The organism is Acetivibrio saccincola (assembly GCF_002844395.1).
Lineage (GTDB): Bacteria > Bacillota > Clostridia > Acetivibrionales > Acetivibrionaceae > Herbivorax > Herbivorax saccincola.
Window position 1 is genome coordinate 2,712,507 of sequence record NZ_CP025197.1, and the last position, 18,166, is coordinate 2,730,672.

Genomic DNA, 18,166 nt, shown 5'->3' on the forward strand with positions numbered 1-18,166 from the left:
GCAAGTTCATTATATATATTTTTTACCGGTTTTGCAAGCACAGGTTTAAAACCTCATTGATTTTCATAAAATTTCGTTATTTAAAAAATTCATCATATAATGCCCTTACTGCCTTTTCGTTGTCATCCTGTTGGACCCCAAACATCATGCTAACCTCTGAAGAACCCTGGTTTATCATCACTATGTTTACACCTGCTTTTGCAAGAGCTGTTGTTGCCCTGCCGGCAATACCTACTGTTTCCCTCATTCCCTCACCTACAACCATTACTAAAGCCAAATCACGTTCTATGGATATATCATCCACTTCCAATTCTTTTATAATGCGTTCTTTTACACGGCGCTCTTTTTCTTCATCAAGCTGGTTTTGTTTTAATATTATGGATATATCGTCTATTCCGGAAGGTGTATGCTCGTATGATAATCCTTCATCTTCAATGATGGACAATATTTTTCTACCAAAGCCTATTTCCCTGTTCATCATGTATTTTGTAACGTAAATGCTGCAAAATCCCCTGGCTCCTGCAATCCCTATAACGGTACTGCCCTTAGAATCCCTCTCAGGGGTAATTAATGTTCCGGGAGCAGTGGGGTTGTTTGTGTTTTTTATGCATACAGGGATTTTCTTTCTGTAAACAGGCTCAAATGTTTCTTCGTGTAAAACTGAAAAACCTGAATATGCAAGTTCCCTCATTTCCTTGTAGGTAAATACAGGTATTGGTTTTGGGTTTTCAACCATCTTAGGGTCTGCTGCAAATACTGAATCCACATCTGTGAAGTTTTCATACACTTCTGCATTAACGGCTGCTGCAAGTATTGAGCCTGAAATATCTGAACCTCCTCTGGAAAATGTAACAATATCACCGTTTTTGGAGCAACCAAAAAATCCAGGGAAAATCATTATTTCTTTTCTCTCAGAAAGTTTTTTCAAATTATCATATGCTTCAGGCAACGCACGGCCGTTCCCGCACTGTTCACTCAGCAGCATACCTGCATCTTTAGGGTTAATATATATTGCATCAACACCTATACTTACTAAGTATTGTGCAATTATTTTGGCATTATTGTCTTCCCCTGCCGCCTTCATTACATCTATGAATTTTTCCTTACTGTCATAGCTTCCCTCAAGACGTCCTTTTAAGTCTTCATAGACCATATTTATTGTTTCCTCGCCTAATCCTAATCCTTTAACTATCTCATCAAACCTGTCAATAACCCTTTTAAATTCTTCTTCAGCTTTTTTAGTTTGGTAATACTTTTCCCCTAAATCTATTAATAAATCTGTTACTTTAATATCATCATCAAATCTTTTACCCGGAGCGGAAACAACTATTAAACGCCTTTTAGGGTCGGATAAAATAATATCACAAACTTTTTTAATCTGGTCTGCACTTGCCAGTGATGTTCCTCCAAATTTTACAACTTTCATAACAATCCTCCAAATCTCAGTTTAATATCTTAAATTTTACTTTAATATTTTAAATTAAATTTTACTTTGATATCTTAAATTTTGCTTTAACATCTTATTTTACTTATTTTAAATATTACTATATCTTACTATGGCATTAAGGTCTATAATCAAATACCCTTATTGTACTTAAAACTTCCTCCACACAATCTAATTGGCTAACTTTTTTCAGCATATCTTTTGCATCTTTTTCTAATATACATTCAGTTATAAAAACTAATTCTTCACCATTGGCAGCTTCTAAAGGTTTTAGCCATTCAACTTTTTGGTATAACTTTTCTATCTCATTTGTTCCTTTGTCTTTATCATTAACCTTTACTCTTACAAAAAATTTAGATTCAGTTTCCATAATGTCAATCACATTGTTTTCTTCTTTTACATTCCAGTTATACCCGCCAAAGGAGCCCCAATGTTTTACAATTTCAATTACATCTGCAACTACAGCGCTGGCTGTAGGAAGTTTTCCCGCACCACGGCCGTAAAACATAGCTTCCCCAATGGCATCGCCATTTACCAAAATAGCATTAAAAACATCTTCAACCCCTGCCAAAGGATGGGTGTTTTCTATTATAACCGGGCTTACCCTTGTTTCTATCATTCCATTCAGCTTTTCACTCATGGCTATTAATTTTATTGTAGAATTCATTTTCTCAGCATACATTATGTCAGAAGGTGTAATCTTAGTTATTCCTTCTGTATAAATCTTTTTATAATCAACAAATTCATCATATGCAATGGAAGATAAAATTGCAATTTTCCTGCATGCGTCATGCCCCTCTATATCTGCAGTAGGGTCTGCCTCAGCATAGCCGTTCTTTTGAGCTTCTTTTAGCGCCACATCAAATTCTTTTCCTTCTTTTTTCATCTGGGTTAAAATATAATTGGTGGTTCCGTTTAAAATTCCAACAATGCTTCTTATTTCATTAGCTGCAAGACACCTGTTCAAAGGCCTTATAATTGGGATTCCCCCTCCCACACTTGCCTCAAATAAATAATTCACCCTATTTTCACGGGCAAGTTTTAAAAGCTCCGGTCCATGTGTTGCAACAAGCTCTTTATTTGATGTCACAACATGTTTTCCCTGTGTAAGGGCTCTTTTGGTAAATTCATAAGCAGCTGTTATACCGCCGATTGTCTCCACAACTACATTTATATCAGGGTCATTAAAAATATCATCAGCATTTTTTGTAAGTATATCCTTGTCAGGGCTATCAGGAAAATCCCTTATATCCAGTATACGCTTTACTGTAATTTGTTTCCCCGCTTTTTTGGATATACTTAAAGAGTTCTTTCTAATTATTTCAACAACTCCTGAGCCAACTACCCCATAACCTAATACAGCTACATTAATCATATTACTTTTTACCTCCTTGAATTTTTACCTGGAAAATATTCTTTTCAATTATCCTCTTACAATTACTCCCCGTATGCTCTTCTAGTTATTCCCTGGCAATAATTTCTTGACTTTTAACTCCTTTTATTTTGTTTATCTCTGTTAAAAGAGCCTTGATATCAGTTAGCATTCCTCCTGTTTCAATTGTAATTGTAATGTTTGCAAATCCATTTATAGGTATATTTTGATTTATCGTAACCACGCTTGCCCTTGAAGCTGCTATTTTATTTAAAATGCTGGACAGTATTCCTGGGGAATCTTCAACAGTGAAAAAAAGTGTTATAACTTTCCCCCTGGATGTTTCATAAAATGGAAACACAAAATCCTTGTACTTATAGTACGTACTTCTGCTTATACCTACCTTTTTAACAGCTTCATTTACATTTTTGATTGTCCCGCTTTCTAAAATTCTCTTTACTTCTACCACCTTTGTAAAAACTTTTGGTAAAACAGAAGAATCAACAAGGTAGTACTTAGAAGCATTATCCATATCCTCTGTCCTCCACCGACGAACATTTGTGTTTATCCTGTGTAATCTTAACATAAATTTTGTTTCTTATCAAGGTTTTTTATTAATTTATTTAAAATTTTAGAGCATAAAAAAAACAAGATGTCCTTAAGTTTAAGAATATCTTGTTTTTTAAAAAGTTAATTATTTTAATATTAATTTTTAATAACACTCATCAGGCTTAATCTTTTTTATTAGCTTCCAATTCTTTCATTTGCCTTATAAAATTAATCTGGGTTTCAGTCCTGATAACCCTTCCTGTATCCATAGCCATATCATCTCTCATTATATCCTGTTTAAAAAACTGTTCATCTACCCTGCCCGCTTTCTCTTTTAACTCTTCAAACTCTTCTCTTTCCAATTCTAAAGAATATCCGCAATCAGAACATACTAATAAATATTTCATATGGTATGGTATTACAGGTATAAAAAACAATGTAATCCAACTTGTTACTTTCCTTAAATGCCAGCTGGTTTCATTTCTGCACTTGCTGCAACTGGTTTTCTGTACCGGACCAAATCTTTTTAAGGTTTGATAACCCCATCCAAAAATTATCATGTACTACCTCCTGGTATTTAATTGTTGTTAACATACATATCTCCTACATATTTTTAAAATAAAAAACGAAATGATTTAACTGTATGTGGATTTACTTTCTAAGAAATGAATCAAACAGTCAGTAAAAAAATCCTTATATTTATATTTTATTTCATAATAGATGTTTTTACAAGTCTCATTTTTTTAATCGATAGCGTCAATTTATTGTAGGAAAAAGAAAAGTAGATGGCATCCCATTTTTTATACAACTATTTCAAATAACGGTCTCTTAGTAACGAGAGTATTTTGCATAATTTGCATGCTGAGCTAATTATTTTCTTTTATAACTCCTCTAACTTATTCTCTATTATACCATATAACTCTTTCTTCCTATAAAGAATCCATTTTACTCAATGATTGTCACAAATCAGTACATTTTGTTATCTATGTTCCTTCACATTTTAACGCTACTTTTAAAAGAAAAAAGTATTTCTATTGTACCATTTTCCATTTTGTCAAGGCTAAAACAAGCGGGCAAAGCCCGGCCTTGACAAGTAGTAGGGCTTCGCGGGTCATGGTACTAAAGTTTTGCTTTTTTCTTTTCTTTTTCTTTTTTTATGTTTTTTCTTTTTCTTTGTCTTTTTTTAGATATGTATAATTCCTATTGGATAGGCTTACTTGTAAACTTTCCCGTAATTTTTGCTTTATTATTACCTCATCCCTATCCGCATATACCTATAATACGCCTTAATTCTTTATATAAACCAGTTTTACACCCCTTATGAATAACAGTTAAATTACTATTCCATACACTCTCATACCTGTTTGATGACTTCTTTAATTCCTTAATTAATTTTTCCTGAATTTCTTGCCTACTAGCTGCTAACTTTTTTTGTTTTTGTGCCATAACTATGTCATATACCTTACCGCCATTCTTCTTGTATATTATCAGCTTTGACATCTTTTCTACACCTTTTCTCGACCAGCCTTTAGGTCTTGAACTTAAACGGGATGAAAATACATGACTCACATGACCTTCAGCACTACAACCCACTATTCCTCTGTTTGACCTTATTTCTATACCATCCCAATTATTTAAAATATATCGCTTTGCATTTTTTATAGCCTTTATTTTACTTTCATTATCGCCTGTCTTTTCGATTATCTTTTTAAAAACCTTTGTTAGCTTTTTTTTATCAGATAAATTCAATGCGTCCTGTAAATCTTGGCTTATTGCTTCATCATTTAAATGTGTGGTTGCAACTCTTACGTATTTTTGAAGATGGTATCTATCAAGTACAAATTTACTTTTTGAAAGCCAGTTAACTCCTTGCCTTATCCATGACGCCCCATCTCCTAATATATACACCGTCTCTAAAAAATCAACGTCATATTGTTTATATATGTATTCCGATACTTCAAGCCACAAATTTTCTGAATTATTATACACACCCCCAAAATATCGAACATTCTTTAATACTTTTCTCTTCTTATTACTTTTTTCAAAGTCAATTCCCTCATGCACATATACAAGTTTTGGCATAATTGTATTTCTCTTGCCCTTCTCATTCTGTCTCAATATACTTTTTTGTTGTAATGCTACATGATCCTCGTCTGCCTCAACATACAATATTTTTACTTTTCTCTTTTTATCTACTTTTATTTCAGGCTCAACTATTTCAATATTATGTATTTTATTCATCACAGCTTGTTTGCTGATTTCATCAATATATGTCGCCTTTTCTCCTGCCTTTCTGTAGCTGCTGTCAGCTGCTTCTTCTATTGCATTAATTACAACATCGGCACTTACTCTGTCATGTGGTTCTACACCTACAATCCTGTCGACCAGGTGTTGTCTATTACCATTTTCCTTATGCTTAAAATATGTCCTGTTATAACTTAGTGTTCCAAATGTCGTTAAAATAGATGTTTTATCTTTTCTTATAATTTCCCAATACTGTTTCCTTATTTCACAGTTACGTAAATATTCATCCATATCTTCAAGCACTTCTTTAAGTATATCGCGTCCAAGTTTAAATAAATCTTCTTTCAGACCAAGAATAAGATCAGCTAAGTCTTTTCCTTCTTCAATAAAATTTTTTATCTTTTTTTCAATTCTTTTTGCCCCAAATTCATTAAAATGTTGTATACTATTATACATAGAAGATGTCATCCTTTCTGTTAGATTTTTTTTGTATTAATATCTTAACAGGATGTCATCTTCTTTTCAATTTTATATGGTATTTTATGTCTCATTCCCTACAATAACTTTACGCTAACTTTTTAATCAAATTGTTCTATTTTTTAAAAAAGCCTTGTATGATATCCTGATTAATGAGACAATATTTATAATTATTAATGTTTATAATTATGGTAATTACATGGAGGTGCAAAAATGAGTGCTATTTACACTGACCCGTCTAAAAGTCCAAAGGAAAGGACTAAAGACCTCATTTCAAAAATGACTTTGGAAGAAAAAATAGGACAAATGTGCCAAATTGACGGAAACGAAAATGCTGAATTCTGGATAAAAGAAAGGAACATAGGATCTTTTTTGCATGTCAGAGGGGAAAAGGCAATTAATTTGCAAAAAATGGCTACAGAAGAGACCAGACTTGGCATACCCTTATTATTTGGAATTGACGCAATTCACGGACATGCATTCCACAGCGGTGCAACTGTATTTCCATCTCAACTGGCTCTTTCTTCTAGTTGGAATCCCCAGCTAGTTGAGAAAGTAGGAAATATAACTGCCAAAGAGGTAAGTGTAACGGGGTTGCACTGGACTTTTTCACCTGTTATCTGTCTTGCAAGAGATATAAGGTGGGGACGTGTGGATGAAACTTTCGGTGAAGATCCATATCTTGCAGGTAAACTGGCTGCTGCCATGATAAGAGGGTACCAGGGTGAAGACCTTTCCCACCCTGAAAGTATACTGGCTTGTGCCAAGCACTTTATAGCATATGGCGAAACCCAGGGGGCACGAGATGCTTCTGAAAGTGATGTTTCTGAAAGAAAACTAAGATCTATTTTCCTGCCTCCTTTTAAGGATGCCGTAGATGCCGGCTGTGCCACTTTTATGGTTGCCTATCAGGCAATTGACGGAGTTCCTTGTTCCGCTAATAAGTGGCTGCTTAAAGATGTATTAAAAGATGAATTAGGATTTGAGGGTATTGTGATTACAGACTGGGACAATGTGGGTCATATGCACAACTTACAAAAAATTGCCTCTACCATGAAAGAATCTTGTGAAATTGCCATTAAAGCCGGCAATGACATGATAATGTCCACTCCTGACTTTTTTGAAAATGCCGTTGGATTAGTGAAAGAAGGTGTTATACCTGAATCCCTAATTGATGAAGCCTGCTCCAGAATCCTTGAAATTAAATTTAAGCTGGGATTATTTGACCACAAAAGGTACCCTGACTCTGATAAATATAAAATATATATGGGCTGCAGCGAACATATACAGGCTTCATATGAAAGTGCTCTTGAATCCATTGTTCTTCTTAAAAACAATGATAATATCCTGCCTATATCGGATAAAATAAAAAAAATTGCCGTAATAGGACCAAATGCAGATGATGTACAAGCCCAATTAGGAGACTGGTCTTTTGGCCCTAGATACCACCCGGAAATACCAACTTTTGATTATCATCCTGATTATGACATATCCAAAATTGTAACCATTTTAGAAGGAATAAAAAAACGTGCAGGCGAAGACTTTGAAGTTTACTATGAAAAAGGCTGTGACGTAATTGACCCGGAAATTGAAAATATCAAATGTGCAGTTAAAATTGCAGAAAAATCTGATATTGTAATAGCTGTTGTGGGCGATACAATAGTTTTAAATGGTGAAACCCGTGACAGGTCTAACTTAGACCTTACAGGGGCACAGGAAAAATTACTTAAAGCATTAAAAGATACAGGCAAACCCCTTGTTGTAGTCCTCATTAACGGAAAACCCCTTACAATACCATGGATAAAGGAAAATGCCGATGCCATAGTGGAAGCATGGAATCCCGGTATGGAAGGGGGAAATGCAGTTGCATCAATTTTATTTGGGGATTATAATCCATGCGGTAAACTCTCTATTTCTTTTCCTAAAACAGTGGGACAGCAGCCTGTTTATTATAACCAGCTCCCTGGCTGGCATGGAGGAAAGTACGCTGATGTAGATGCCGAGCCTCTTTTTAATTTTGGATACGGACTGTCTTACACAACTTTTGAATACTCTGACCTTAAAGCATCAAAGCCGGTAATTGATTGTGATGAAAACTTAATTGTATCAGTACAGGTGAAAAACACAGGTAAGATGGCAGGTTCAGAAATAGTGCAGCTTTATATAAATGATATTTATACTTCTGTAACTACACCTGTAAAAGAATTAAAAGAGTTTAAAAAAGTTTTTCTAAATCCCGGCGAAACCAAAACCGTTGAATTTGAGCTTACATTTATGTCATTTTCATTTGTAAATGCCAACTGCAGAAGATGTGTGGAGCCTGGGGAATTTGAAATTATGGTTGGAAGTTCCTCAAAGGATGAAGATTTACTTAAAATAGTAGTGGAATATAAGGGAAAAGTTAAAGAGTTTTGAAAAAAGATTGGTAAATTTACCAAACTAATGTTATAATGATATTATAAGAACCTTGAAAAGCAAATAACTCTTTCCGTTAGTTTGTTATGACATTTTAAACCGCTTTTAAAAGACAGATTTGCTTTGTATAGAGCGCTATTTGTACAGCATTAAAGAAAGTATTACCAGTTGTACAGTAACAGTATAAAAAATAAGCAATTCTATGTAAAAAATATAAATCCCATCTTACACCACATTATATAATGTGGTGTAAGATTTACAGTTCTTAAGCTGTGTTTTCTAAGTTTAACTTCAAACAGCATATCATAATAATCATTTGTTCAGGTAAATTTTATTAAAATAATTTAGATAGAAGGTATATTTAAGCATATTTAGCACATTTAGCACATTTAGCACATTTAGCATATTTAGTGTGTTTTGTGTATTTTGTGCATTTTGTACTTTTAGTGTTTTTTGTAGATTTGTAATTGATTTTTTATTATAAACAAAGATTAAAATTTTATTTTATTATAAATTTTATTAATTTTAGGGAGGAGATAAAAAATGTTTTTTTTTAAAAGAAGCAAATTTTTTAAAAGTTTATTTTTAATTGTATTTTTATCTGTTGTTGCTTCTGTGTTTACTGCAACTCCTGGCAGTGCATCATCTGACTTTGTGGCGACACATGGTCAGCTTCAGGTAATCGGAAACCAGTTGTGCAACCAGTACGGGCAACCTATCCAGCTAAGGGGTATGAGTTCCCACGGGCTTCAGTGGTATCCCCAGTTTGTCAACTACAACAGCCTTAAAACATTGAAGGAAGATTGGGGAATGACTGTATTCCGTGCTGCTATGTACACCGATTCCAAAGGATACATCCACAATCCTTCAGTTAAAAACAAGGTAATAGAAGCGGTGGAAATCTGTATTGATTTGGGTATATATGTTATTATTGACTGGCACATACTAGAAGACGGAGACCCTAATATATACAAAAACCAGGCAAAAGACTTCTTTAACGAAATGTCATCGAGATTTGGTCAATATCCAAACGTTATTTATGAAATATGCAATGAGCCTAATGGATGGGGAGTGAGCTGGAACGGGCAGATTAAACCATATGCTGAAGAAATTATCCCTGTTATCCGTGCAAATGACCCTGACGGTATAGTCCTGGTAGGTACCAGCATGTGGAGCCAGGATATACATCATGCAGCTGACAACCCTCTAAACTTTGACAACATAATGTATACCCTTCACTTTTATTCCGGAACTCACGGACATGACTTAAGATCCAGGATAGACTATGCAATGAACAAAAATGCCGCTATCTTTGTTAGTGAGTGGGGAACAAGTGATGCAACCGGGGACGGCGGTCCGTTTATCCCTCAGGCACAAGAATGGATTAACTATTTAAACGAAAGAAATATCAGCTGGGTAAACTGGTCCCTTTGTGACAAAGCTGAAGCTTCAGCAGCACTTAATCCCGGTGCAAATCCAAACGGCGGCTGGAATGACTCTGAATTAAGCCAGTCAGGAAGGTTTGTGAAATCTGTAATGAGGCAAAACTACAATCCTCCTATACCACCTTCGCCTACTACCACACCTACTACCCCGCCTACATCTCCCACACCGCCTATACCAACTGATTCCCCTATACCACAACTGCCTAAGTCAAGAATACCGGGTGTTATTGAAGCTGAAAACTATGACAGTATGAGTGGAATTGAGCTGGAACCATGTACAGAAGGGGGACAAAATGTAGGTTATATAGATGTAGGGGATTGGTTGAGTTATGTCGTACTTATCCAAAGATCAGGAACCTACAAAGTGGAGTTTAGAGTAGCAAGTGAATCCGATTCAGGTAAATTCTCACTAAGAAGCGACAACAATGTACTTACTACCGTTACAGTACCAAATACCGGCGGCTGGCAAAACTGGACCACCATATCCTCTGAAGTCTACCTGGATGCGGGAATTCAGACTATAAGACTTTATGCTGACGGCGAACTGTTTAATATTAACTGGATGAGCTTTGAATTAAAAGACTCTCCAACAGGCAACTACACCCTTGGGGACATTAACAACGATGGGTATATTGATTCAAGTGATTACACTTTAATGAGCAGGTATATATTAGAAATAGTTAAAACTTTCCCTTTCCCTGAAGGTGAGCTTGCAGCAGATATAAACGGTGACGGAATAATTGACTCAGCAGATGCTATATTACTAAGCCGCTACCTGTTAGGTGTTATAAGTACTCTTTAATTGATAAAAAATATATAATAAGGGTTCTGTCTCTTGTAAGGCAGAGCCTTTTAATAATTATTTCAATTTTCTTTTTAAAGCAACGGTTTTATTTTAAAATACTATCTAAATTCTCTTTCTATCCTAAAATCCTCTTTGCTGTTTTTTCAACTTCAAATTTAACCCTTTCTTCATCTATTGTTTTAATTTCTCCCTTTTCCATTACAATATTTCCGTCAATAATTACGGTATCCACGTCTGAGCCCTGTACTGAATATACAACTGCTGAAACTAAATCATTTACAGGCCACATATGGGGTTTATCCATATCAATTAATATAACATCTGCTTTCATTCCCTCTTTTATAACACCTATTTCCCCTTCAAAATCCAAAGCCTTTGCCCCATTAACAGTTGCCATATTTAAAACATCATATGCACTAACACAAGTTGGGTCCATATTAACCCCTTTATGTATCAGTGCTGCTAAATGCATTTCTTCCATCATGTTAAGATTGTTGTTGCTGGCTGCCCCGTCAGTTCCCAGTGCCACATTTATACCTGATTTCAATAGTTCAGGTACTTTGGCAATGCCGCTTCCCAGCTTTAAGTTGCTGCTGGGGTTGTGAACCACATCCACCTTCTTTTCTTTTATTATCTCAATATCTTTTTGGGATAAATGCACACAGTGGGCTGCAGTCACAGGCACATCTAAAATCCCTGTTTTTAAAGCTATCTCAGCAGGACTCATTTTGTACTTTTTAAAACTGTCTTCCCTTTCACGTACAGTCTCAAGTATATGTATATTTATCCTTGCACCCAGTTTTTTTGCACATTCCGCCGACCTAGTCAACGACTCTTCATTGTAAAGATAGACAGAATGGACTTCCAGGGATGTCTTGAGCCTTCCGTTTTCTCCATTGTGCCATTTTTCAAAAAAGCTGTAATCCTCATTAATTACCTTTCCGTTTTCATCAAAATCCAAGGGGTTTTTCGAAAGATTTGCCCTAATGCCGGCATCCGCCACCGCTTCCGCCACCTTGTCCATGTGGAGGTACATATCCAAAAATGCGGTGGTGCCGGTTTTAATCATTTCGGAAATTCCCAGCAAAGTGCCCCAGTACACATCTTCCGGCAATAGTTTTTCTTCTGCAGGTAAAATATTATTAAAAAGCCATTCCTCTAAATTAAGGTCATTTGCAAAATTTCTAAAAATGGTCATGGCACAGTGGGTATGGGCATTAATTAAGCCCGGTATTAAAACTTTGTTTTTCCCGTCAATAACCCTGTCAGGTTTAAAATCCTTTTTTTCATCATTGCCAATATAGGTTATATACCCGTTTTCAATTGCCAAATATGCATTTTTAATTATTTTCTTATGATTATCACATGTAATTATATCAACATTTTTAATTAGTATTTTCACGAACAACTCTCCTTAAAAGTCCGTATTTTTTACCGCTGTAAGTGCAAATATTTTTGCTTTTGGAGCTTTGGATTTTTCTTTTTCATTTTGCTTAATTGCAGTAATTTTAACATCTGTAAATCCACAATCTAAAAACCACTTTTTTATTTTTTCAGTGTCAAACCCAAGCCATATATCATGCAATTTTTCTTTAAGTTCCATATCTTTGTGCTGGTAAAAATCGCACAAAAATACAATTCCTCCGGGCTTTAGCACCCTCCTCATTTCTTTAATGGCAAGTGTAGGCTCTTCTTTATGATGAAGATACATATTAGCACAAACTACATTAACCTTTTCATCTTCCACAGGAATATCAATGCCGTCACTTTCAATTGCATAAATATTTTTAATGCCATTAGCCTTTGCATTTTTCTTAAGTTCTTTTATCATTTCTTCAGATATATCAACTGCTATAACTTTTTTTACATGCTTTGCCACAGCTATTGAAATATATCCGTTTCCTGCTCCTAAATCCATGACAGTTTTATCTTTTTCAAGTATCCCTAATTTAAGAAGATGGTCTTTGATGGATTCGTCATAGTAATTTTGGCGAATTTCTTCCCATTTAGGTGCAACTTTGTTATAGTATTCCTTTGTATCTGCTTCACTTGCTGAATAATACTGGGACTCCCCTGTTGAAAGCCAGTCTATAAGGGCTTTTCTACTAAATCTCCACTCTCTCCCTATTTTCCTTGCAGGAACTTTTTCTTCTTTAAGAAGCTTTATAAATGTCTTTACACTGACGTTAAAAAGCTCCGCCGCTTCTTCTAAAGTAAGAATTTCCTTTTCCATCAGATACACCTCAATATAAAATTTCTCTTTAAGTAGTTTTTCCAAACTACCTAAAGAGATGTATTTTTTAAGTTTCAATGTTTTTGTATGTATTAAATTATATAACAGTCATTTTAAATTATCAACGTCTATTTACATTTATATTCACTGTATTTGTGCTTATTTTCAATGTCTAAAATCATCACTTATAATTTCCCCGTCGGAAATTTGTATTCTTCTCTTTGTATAATCTGCAACTTTAGGGTCGTGGGTAACTATTATCACTGTTTTTCCAAATACTTCATGTGCTTTTTTAAGAAGTTCTATTACTTCCGTACCTGATTTGGTATCTAAGTTTCCTGTAGGCTCGTCACACAGGAGAACTTCCGGATTGTTAATCAGTGCCCTGGCTATTGCCACTCTCTGCTGCTGGCCTCCGCTCATCTGGGAAGGAAGATGCTTTAATCTGTCGGATATCCCCAATGTTTTTACTATTTCATCCAGATAATCTTTATCAACTTTCTTTTTATCTATAAGTAGAGGCAGTATTATATTTTCATGTGCAGTAAGCTCAGGAATCAGGTTGTAAAACTGAAATACAAAGCCTATTTTTTTGCATCTTATTTCTGAAAGCCTTTTATCATCAAGGGTATAAATATCTTCCTCACCGTAAAAAACCGTACCAGATGTAGGGGTTTCAATTCCTCCTAGCAAGTGAAGCAAAGTAGATTTTCCGCTGCCGGACGGTCCTGTAACTGAAATAAACTGTTTATCAGGTATCTCAAAAGACACGTTGTTTAACGCCCTCACACCATATTCAGTGTTTCCGTAAACCTTTGTAAGATTTTTAACTGATATATTCATTTTTACTCCTCCTTAAAACTGCTCCTGATTTTTTCAATAATACTGTCATCTGATTTTCTAAGTATAACAAGGATGATAATTGCTGAAAGCAAGGCTATACCAAGGCTTATGGCAACAAGCGGTGATATAAAATCCTGCTCCCAAAGTTTAAAGTCCATAAAAAACTTATTTTGGATATTTGTATATTTTTCCGTAAGTACCATAACTTCATCCGGAGATGCTCCCGGAGCTTTAACTGTAAGCAGTGCCTGCTGATAGTCAAAAAGCAATTTATATGCCTTTTTTATTAAAAAGCATATTATCCCGGATATTAGAGCACAAATTACAGGAAGTTTTAAAGATTCAACTATAATATGCTTTTTAAGGTTTCGCCGACTTATTCCAAAGGCACGAAGGGAAGAAAAATGCCTCATGGAACTGTTAAGGTACATTGTAAATGAATTGGCAAAACCTATCACGAATATTGCCAACATAAGTACAAGCATTACCAGGTATACAAAAGCTTTGTTTTTCATTTGCCTTTGGATACCTTTTAGCTCCTCTGACATACTTACATATGTTACTCCCATTTCAGAGGATAATTTACTATAAATAAACTCATCAAGTTCTTCTGCATATTCTTCTGAGGTAAGATTTATACCCACCTTGTCATAATTCTTTTGTGGAAAACCCCATGCCTGGTATCCTTCAAATGAGGTAACAAAATTGAATCCCGGGGTTTTATCGGGATTATCCCCTATGTACTCAAGGAGACTTGAAATTTCCGGATCTGTAACGGTAATAATTCCTCCCACCACCGGATGAGCAAAAAATGGTTTCTGCGGAAGATAGGCAAGCCTGTCATAAATAAGCTCTGATATTTGTTTTTCATCAACTGCAACTGAAGTTAAAATATTAACTTTGTCCCCTACTTCAAATGCGTTCTTAACCTTCCTTAAATTGTCAATATGTTCAATAACAAGAACCTGTTCCCCGCTATTTAAAGCTTCTATATTTATTTCTCCGTCTGTAACATATTCTTCTAACTGTGACAAAAGATAATCATTACATGCAGCTACGGGAATACTGTAATACGCATAAGTATCATCAAGTCCAAAGTCTTCAAAATACTGCAAATAGTTTTGCCATTCACGGTCAAAATCAATCGTTTTATCTATTTGACACACCTTTTCAACCTGATTTTTTAATTCAATGGAAGATAATTTCTTTCTTAATTCATCTTCTCTTGTCCCTTCCCCTAAATAAACCCTTACAGTATGATCTGTAAGCACAGCTGAAACTGATGAAACATATTCTTTCTCCTCAAGCTCAGAAATTATATCCGATGGAAAACCTTTATCATAATTTATATTTGCAAACTTACTGGTATCATTCCACTTATTTCTTGAAATATATCCGTCAAAACCAGCAGTCATTACTTGTGCTGTAAATGACTGTCTTTCTATACTTGCCACATTACCTGCCCTTACCATCATTCCAAGAGTACTGCTTAATATGGTTATAAATATAAAAAGCATCATAAGTGCAGTACTTCTGCGAGCAGTTATGGTTTTTCTTAGGGCATTTCCATATTTCTTTACTCTGATTTTTTTAACAATTTCGCTGCTACCTATAGGAGTTTTCAAAACTTTTATAAAAGGATAAATAAAACCTATAAGTACCGTTAGCCCGGTGACAATAACGGTAAATATAAACGGATTAAATGAACGGGTTTCAAGAACATACTCAATAAAATATCCCCTGTAAATAGGTACATTATAAATTATATGTCTTATAAACAGAGTAATTTCATGGGCAAGAGAAGCAATAACCATACCGGCTGCTGTTCCTATTATCCCAAATATAAACATCTCCATAACCATTATTCTCAAAGTCCTTTTCCTTGTCATACCGCATAAACGAAGCAGCCTGAAACTTTCAAGACGTCTTAATAAGTATATGGATATAATCATATAAATTGATATCGCAGATATTATAAGACATATAAATGCATATATTCTTATAAGCCTGTATTTGTTAGCAAGTTCTTGTTTTTCTCCTGCCATTAACTTTTCAGAAATATTCCCACCAGAAGGATAATAGACAAAACTTGATATTGCCATTTTTCTTCCTCCAAAAGCATTAGAACTTTTTTCCTTAATAATCTTTGCCACATCTTCATCAAACTCTTTTAAAGACGGAAATCCCATCTTATCACCATTAACATAAGTAAGATGCACATTGGTATATAAAGCAGGATATTTTTCTCCCTCCTCTTTTGATACAATTGCTAAAGGGTCAGGATATTCCGATACATAATTCCATGGATCAAGATTTGATATATCATTATTTTCACGAAAAGAATTATAAGAAAGATCATCAATAATTCCAACAAGAGTATATGCTTTTTCCCCTATTAGCTTTTTATCCATGCCATAGAGTACAAATTTTATCTCACCTCCAACTAAAGGCTGAATATTCATGGAAATAAGTGTAGACATCTCAACTGCAATTTCATCTTCTTTCTCAGGAAATCTCCCTTTAGAAATGGGAAGGTGCATTAATTCCTTTTCTATATCATCATCAAAATATCCAACTGCTACCGTACGGTCAGAGTAATCCGGACTTCCAATACGTCCAAAAACAATTGTTTTTCCAATTAAATCTATCTCTTCTTGTTCTTTTAATAACTCAATTTCCTCTTCCGTTAAATTATATAATCCCTCATCAAAATTACCGCACATATCCAATGATTCATGAAAACTATAGCGGTCTTCTGAACGGGTAAGAAGTGAAATAAACATCACTGCCGATGACATTATAATTATGGATATTAATATGGACAAAGCCTGCTTTTTATGAGACATCCAGTATTTTTTCAGTAGAAAAAGTTCAGTTTTCACAAAAAAATCCCCCTTTAAATTAAGATGTCATTTCACTTATATTTAATATAATTTACCCATATATTGTATCATTTTTTTGATGTGCCAGCTAAATAACGCTTGAATGGCAAAAAAGGGGGGGTGAATTGTCATTAAACGCACTTGAATTATAAGTTGCTTTGTGCCTATACTCATTTATTTATTAAAAAAATCTATTAAAAAAAGCTGATGCTTTTAACACCAGCTTTCCAAATATTTTTTCTGTTCCTCAGTAAGTTCATCTATTTCTATTCCCCAGGATTTTAATTTCATTAGTGCAACCCTTTTATCAATTTCTTCAGGAACATCAATTACTTTATTCCCAAGCTTTTCATAGTTTTCTAAAACATATTTTGCACTAAGGGCTTGGAGGGCAAAGCTCATATCCATTATTTCAGCCGGATGCCCGTCACCTGCCGCAAGATTAACCAACCTTCCTTCCGCTAAAAGGTTAATCCATCTTCCGTCTTCTATTTTGTATCCCATTATATTTTTTCTCTGCTCTTTTTTCTCACAAGCCATTTCTTCCAGTTCCGGTACACAAACCTCCACATCAAAATGACCTGCATTGCAAAGTATGGCTCCGTCTTTCATTTTTTTATAATGCTCGCCATGTATAACCCTCTTACATCCTGTGGCTGTTATAAATATATCGCCTATGGATGAAGCTTTGTCCATTGTCATAACTTTAAAACCGTCCATAACTGCTTCAGTTGCTTTTATAGGATCAATTTCGCATACAATAACTGATGCCCCAAGCCCTTTAGCCCTCATGGCTATACCCTTGCCGCACCATCCGTATCCTACAACCACCACATTTTTTCCTGCTACTATAAGATTTGTAGTCCTGTTTATGCCATCCCAAACTGACTGGCCCGTTCCATACCTGTTGTCAAAAAGGTATTTGCAATAAGCGTTGTTTACGGCAACCATGGGAAACTTTAATACTCCTTCCCTTTCCATGGCTTTTAATCTCAAAATTCCTGTTGTTGTCTCTTCCGAACCACCCATAACATGTGGCAAAAGATCCTGCCTTTTTGTATGAAGAAGGTTTACCAGATCCCCTCCGTCATCTATTATAATATTGGGCTTATATCCCAATGCAAGTTCTAAATGCTCTTTATACTCTTCCTCTGTTGCATTATACCATGCATACACCTTAAGACCGTCTTTTGCCAAGGCAGCTGCCACATCATCCTGAGTAGACAGTGGGTTACTTCCTGTTACTGATACTTCCGCCCCTCCAATGGCTAAAACCTTTGCAAGATAAGCAGTTTTAGCCTCTAAGTGAACGGATATGGATACCCGCACCCCGTCAAAAGGTTTTGTCTTTGAAAACTCATCTTCCAAACTTCTTAAAAGAGGCATGTTCTTTCTTACCCACTGAATTTTTTGCCTTCCTGATTCAGCTAAATCAATATTTCTTATTTTATACATTC

General features: G+C 35.0%; 12 protein-coding genes. 2 read left to right on the top strand and 10 right to left on the bottom strand.

All coding sequences use genetic code 11. From position 1 onward, the window contains the following. Positions 1-76: 76 nt before the first annotated feature. The 5 genes from HVS_RS12190 to HVS_RS12210 form a co-directional block, all read right to left on the bottom strand. A complete protein-coding gene (locus tag HVS_RS12190) occupies positions 77-1,426 on the bottom strand; it encodes an aspartate kinase (protein ID WP_101302757.1) in 1,350 nt (449 codons plus the stop codon). Positions 1,427-1,562: 136 nt separating this feature from the next. Continuing rightward, a complete protein-coding gene (locus tag HVS_RS12195; protein WP_101302759.1) occupies positions 1,563-2,819 on the bottom strand; it encodes a homoserine dehydrogenase in 1,257 nt (418 codons plus the stop codon). Between the two features lie 85 nt (positions 2,820-2,904). Then, positions 2,905-3,348: an ACT domain-containing protein gene (locus HVS_RS12200; RefSeq protein ID WP_101302761.1), complete on the bottom strand. Its 444-nt coding sequence runs from the start codon at positions 3,346-3,348 to the stop codon at positions 2,905-2,907. Positions 3,349-3,547: 199 nt separating this feature from the next. Then, positions 3,548-3,925: a zinc-ribbon domain-containing protein gene (locus HVS_RS12205; RefSeq protein ID WP_101302763.1), complete on the bottom strand. Its 378-nt coding sequence runs from the start codon at positions 3,923-3,925 to the stop codon at positions 3,548-3,550. Between the two features lie 700 nt (positions 3,926-4,625). Continuing rightward, a complete protein-coding gene (locus tag HVS_RS12210; RefSeq protein WP_242971560.1) occupies positions 4,626-6,065 on the bottom strand; it encodes an ISLre2 family transposase in 1,440 nt (479 codons plus the stop codon). A gap of 234 nt (positions 6,066-6,299) precedes the next feature. Between HVS_RS12210 and HVS_RS12215 the strand changes: the two genes are divergently transcribed. Together HVS_RS12215 and HVS_RS17560 are read left to right on the top strand one after the other, a co-directional pair. Beyond that, complete coding sequence (locus HVS_RS12215; protein ID WP_101302765.1) at positions 6,300-8,501, top strand: glycoside hydrolase family 3 N-terminal domain-containing protein; 2,202 nt, start codon at positions 6,300-6,302, stop codon at positions 8,499-8,501. Between the two features lie 543 nt (positions 8,502-9,044). Further along, positions 9,045-10,748 carry a cellulase family glycosylhydrolase gene (locus HVS_RS17560; protein WP_101302767.1) on the top strand — a complete coding sequence of 568 codons (1,704 nt, stop codon included), beginning with the start codon at positions 9,045-9,047 and terminating at the stop codon, positions 10,746-10,748. Between the two features lie 118 nt (positions 10,749-10,866). On the opposite strand, the gene HVS_RS12225 is transcribed toward HVS_RS17560, so the two are convergent. From HVS_RS12225 to HVS_RS12245, 5 genes are all read right to left on the bottom strand, one after another. Continuing rightward, positions 10,867-12,153 carry an amidohydrolase gene (locus HVS_RS12225; protein WP_101302769.1) on the bottom strand — a complete coding sequence of 429 codons (1,287 nt, stop codon included), beginning with the start codon at positions 12,151-12,153 and terminating at the stop codon, positions 10,867-10,869. Positions 12,154-12,165: 12 nt separating this feature from the next. Next, positions 12,166-12,984 (bottom strand): methyltransferase domain-containing protein, encoded by an 819-nt coding sequence (locus tag HVS_RS12230; RefSeq protein ID WP_101302771.1) that lies wholly within the window; start codon positions 12,982-12,984, stop codon positions 12,166-12,168. Positions 12,985-13,149: 165 nt separating this feature from the next. Beyond that, on the bottom strand, positions 13,150-13,827 hold the full coding sequence (locus tag HVS_RS12235) for an ABC transporter ATP-binding protein (protein WP_101302773.1): 678 nt from the start codon (positions 13,825-13,827) through the stop codon (positions 13,150-13,152). A gap of 2 nt (positions 13,828-13,829) precedes the next feature. Next, positions 13,830-16,709 carry an FtsX-like permease family protein gene (locus HVS_RS12240; RefSeq protein ID WP_101302775.1) on the bottom strand — a complete coding sequence of 960 codons (2,880 nt, stop codon included), beginning with the start codon at positions 16,707-16,709 and terminating at the stop codon, positions 13,830-13,832. A gap of 213 nt (positions 16,710-16,922) precedes the next feature. After that, positions 16,923-18,164 (bottom strand): adenosylhomocysteinase, encoded by a 1,242-nt coding sequence (locus HVS_RS12245; protein WP_101302778.1) that lies wholly within the window; start codon positions 18,162-18,164, stop codon positions 16,923-16,925. Positions 18,165-18,166 lie beyond the last annotated feature (2 nt).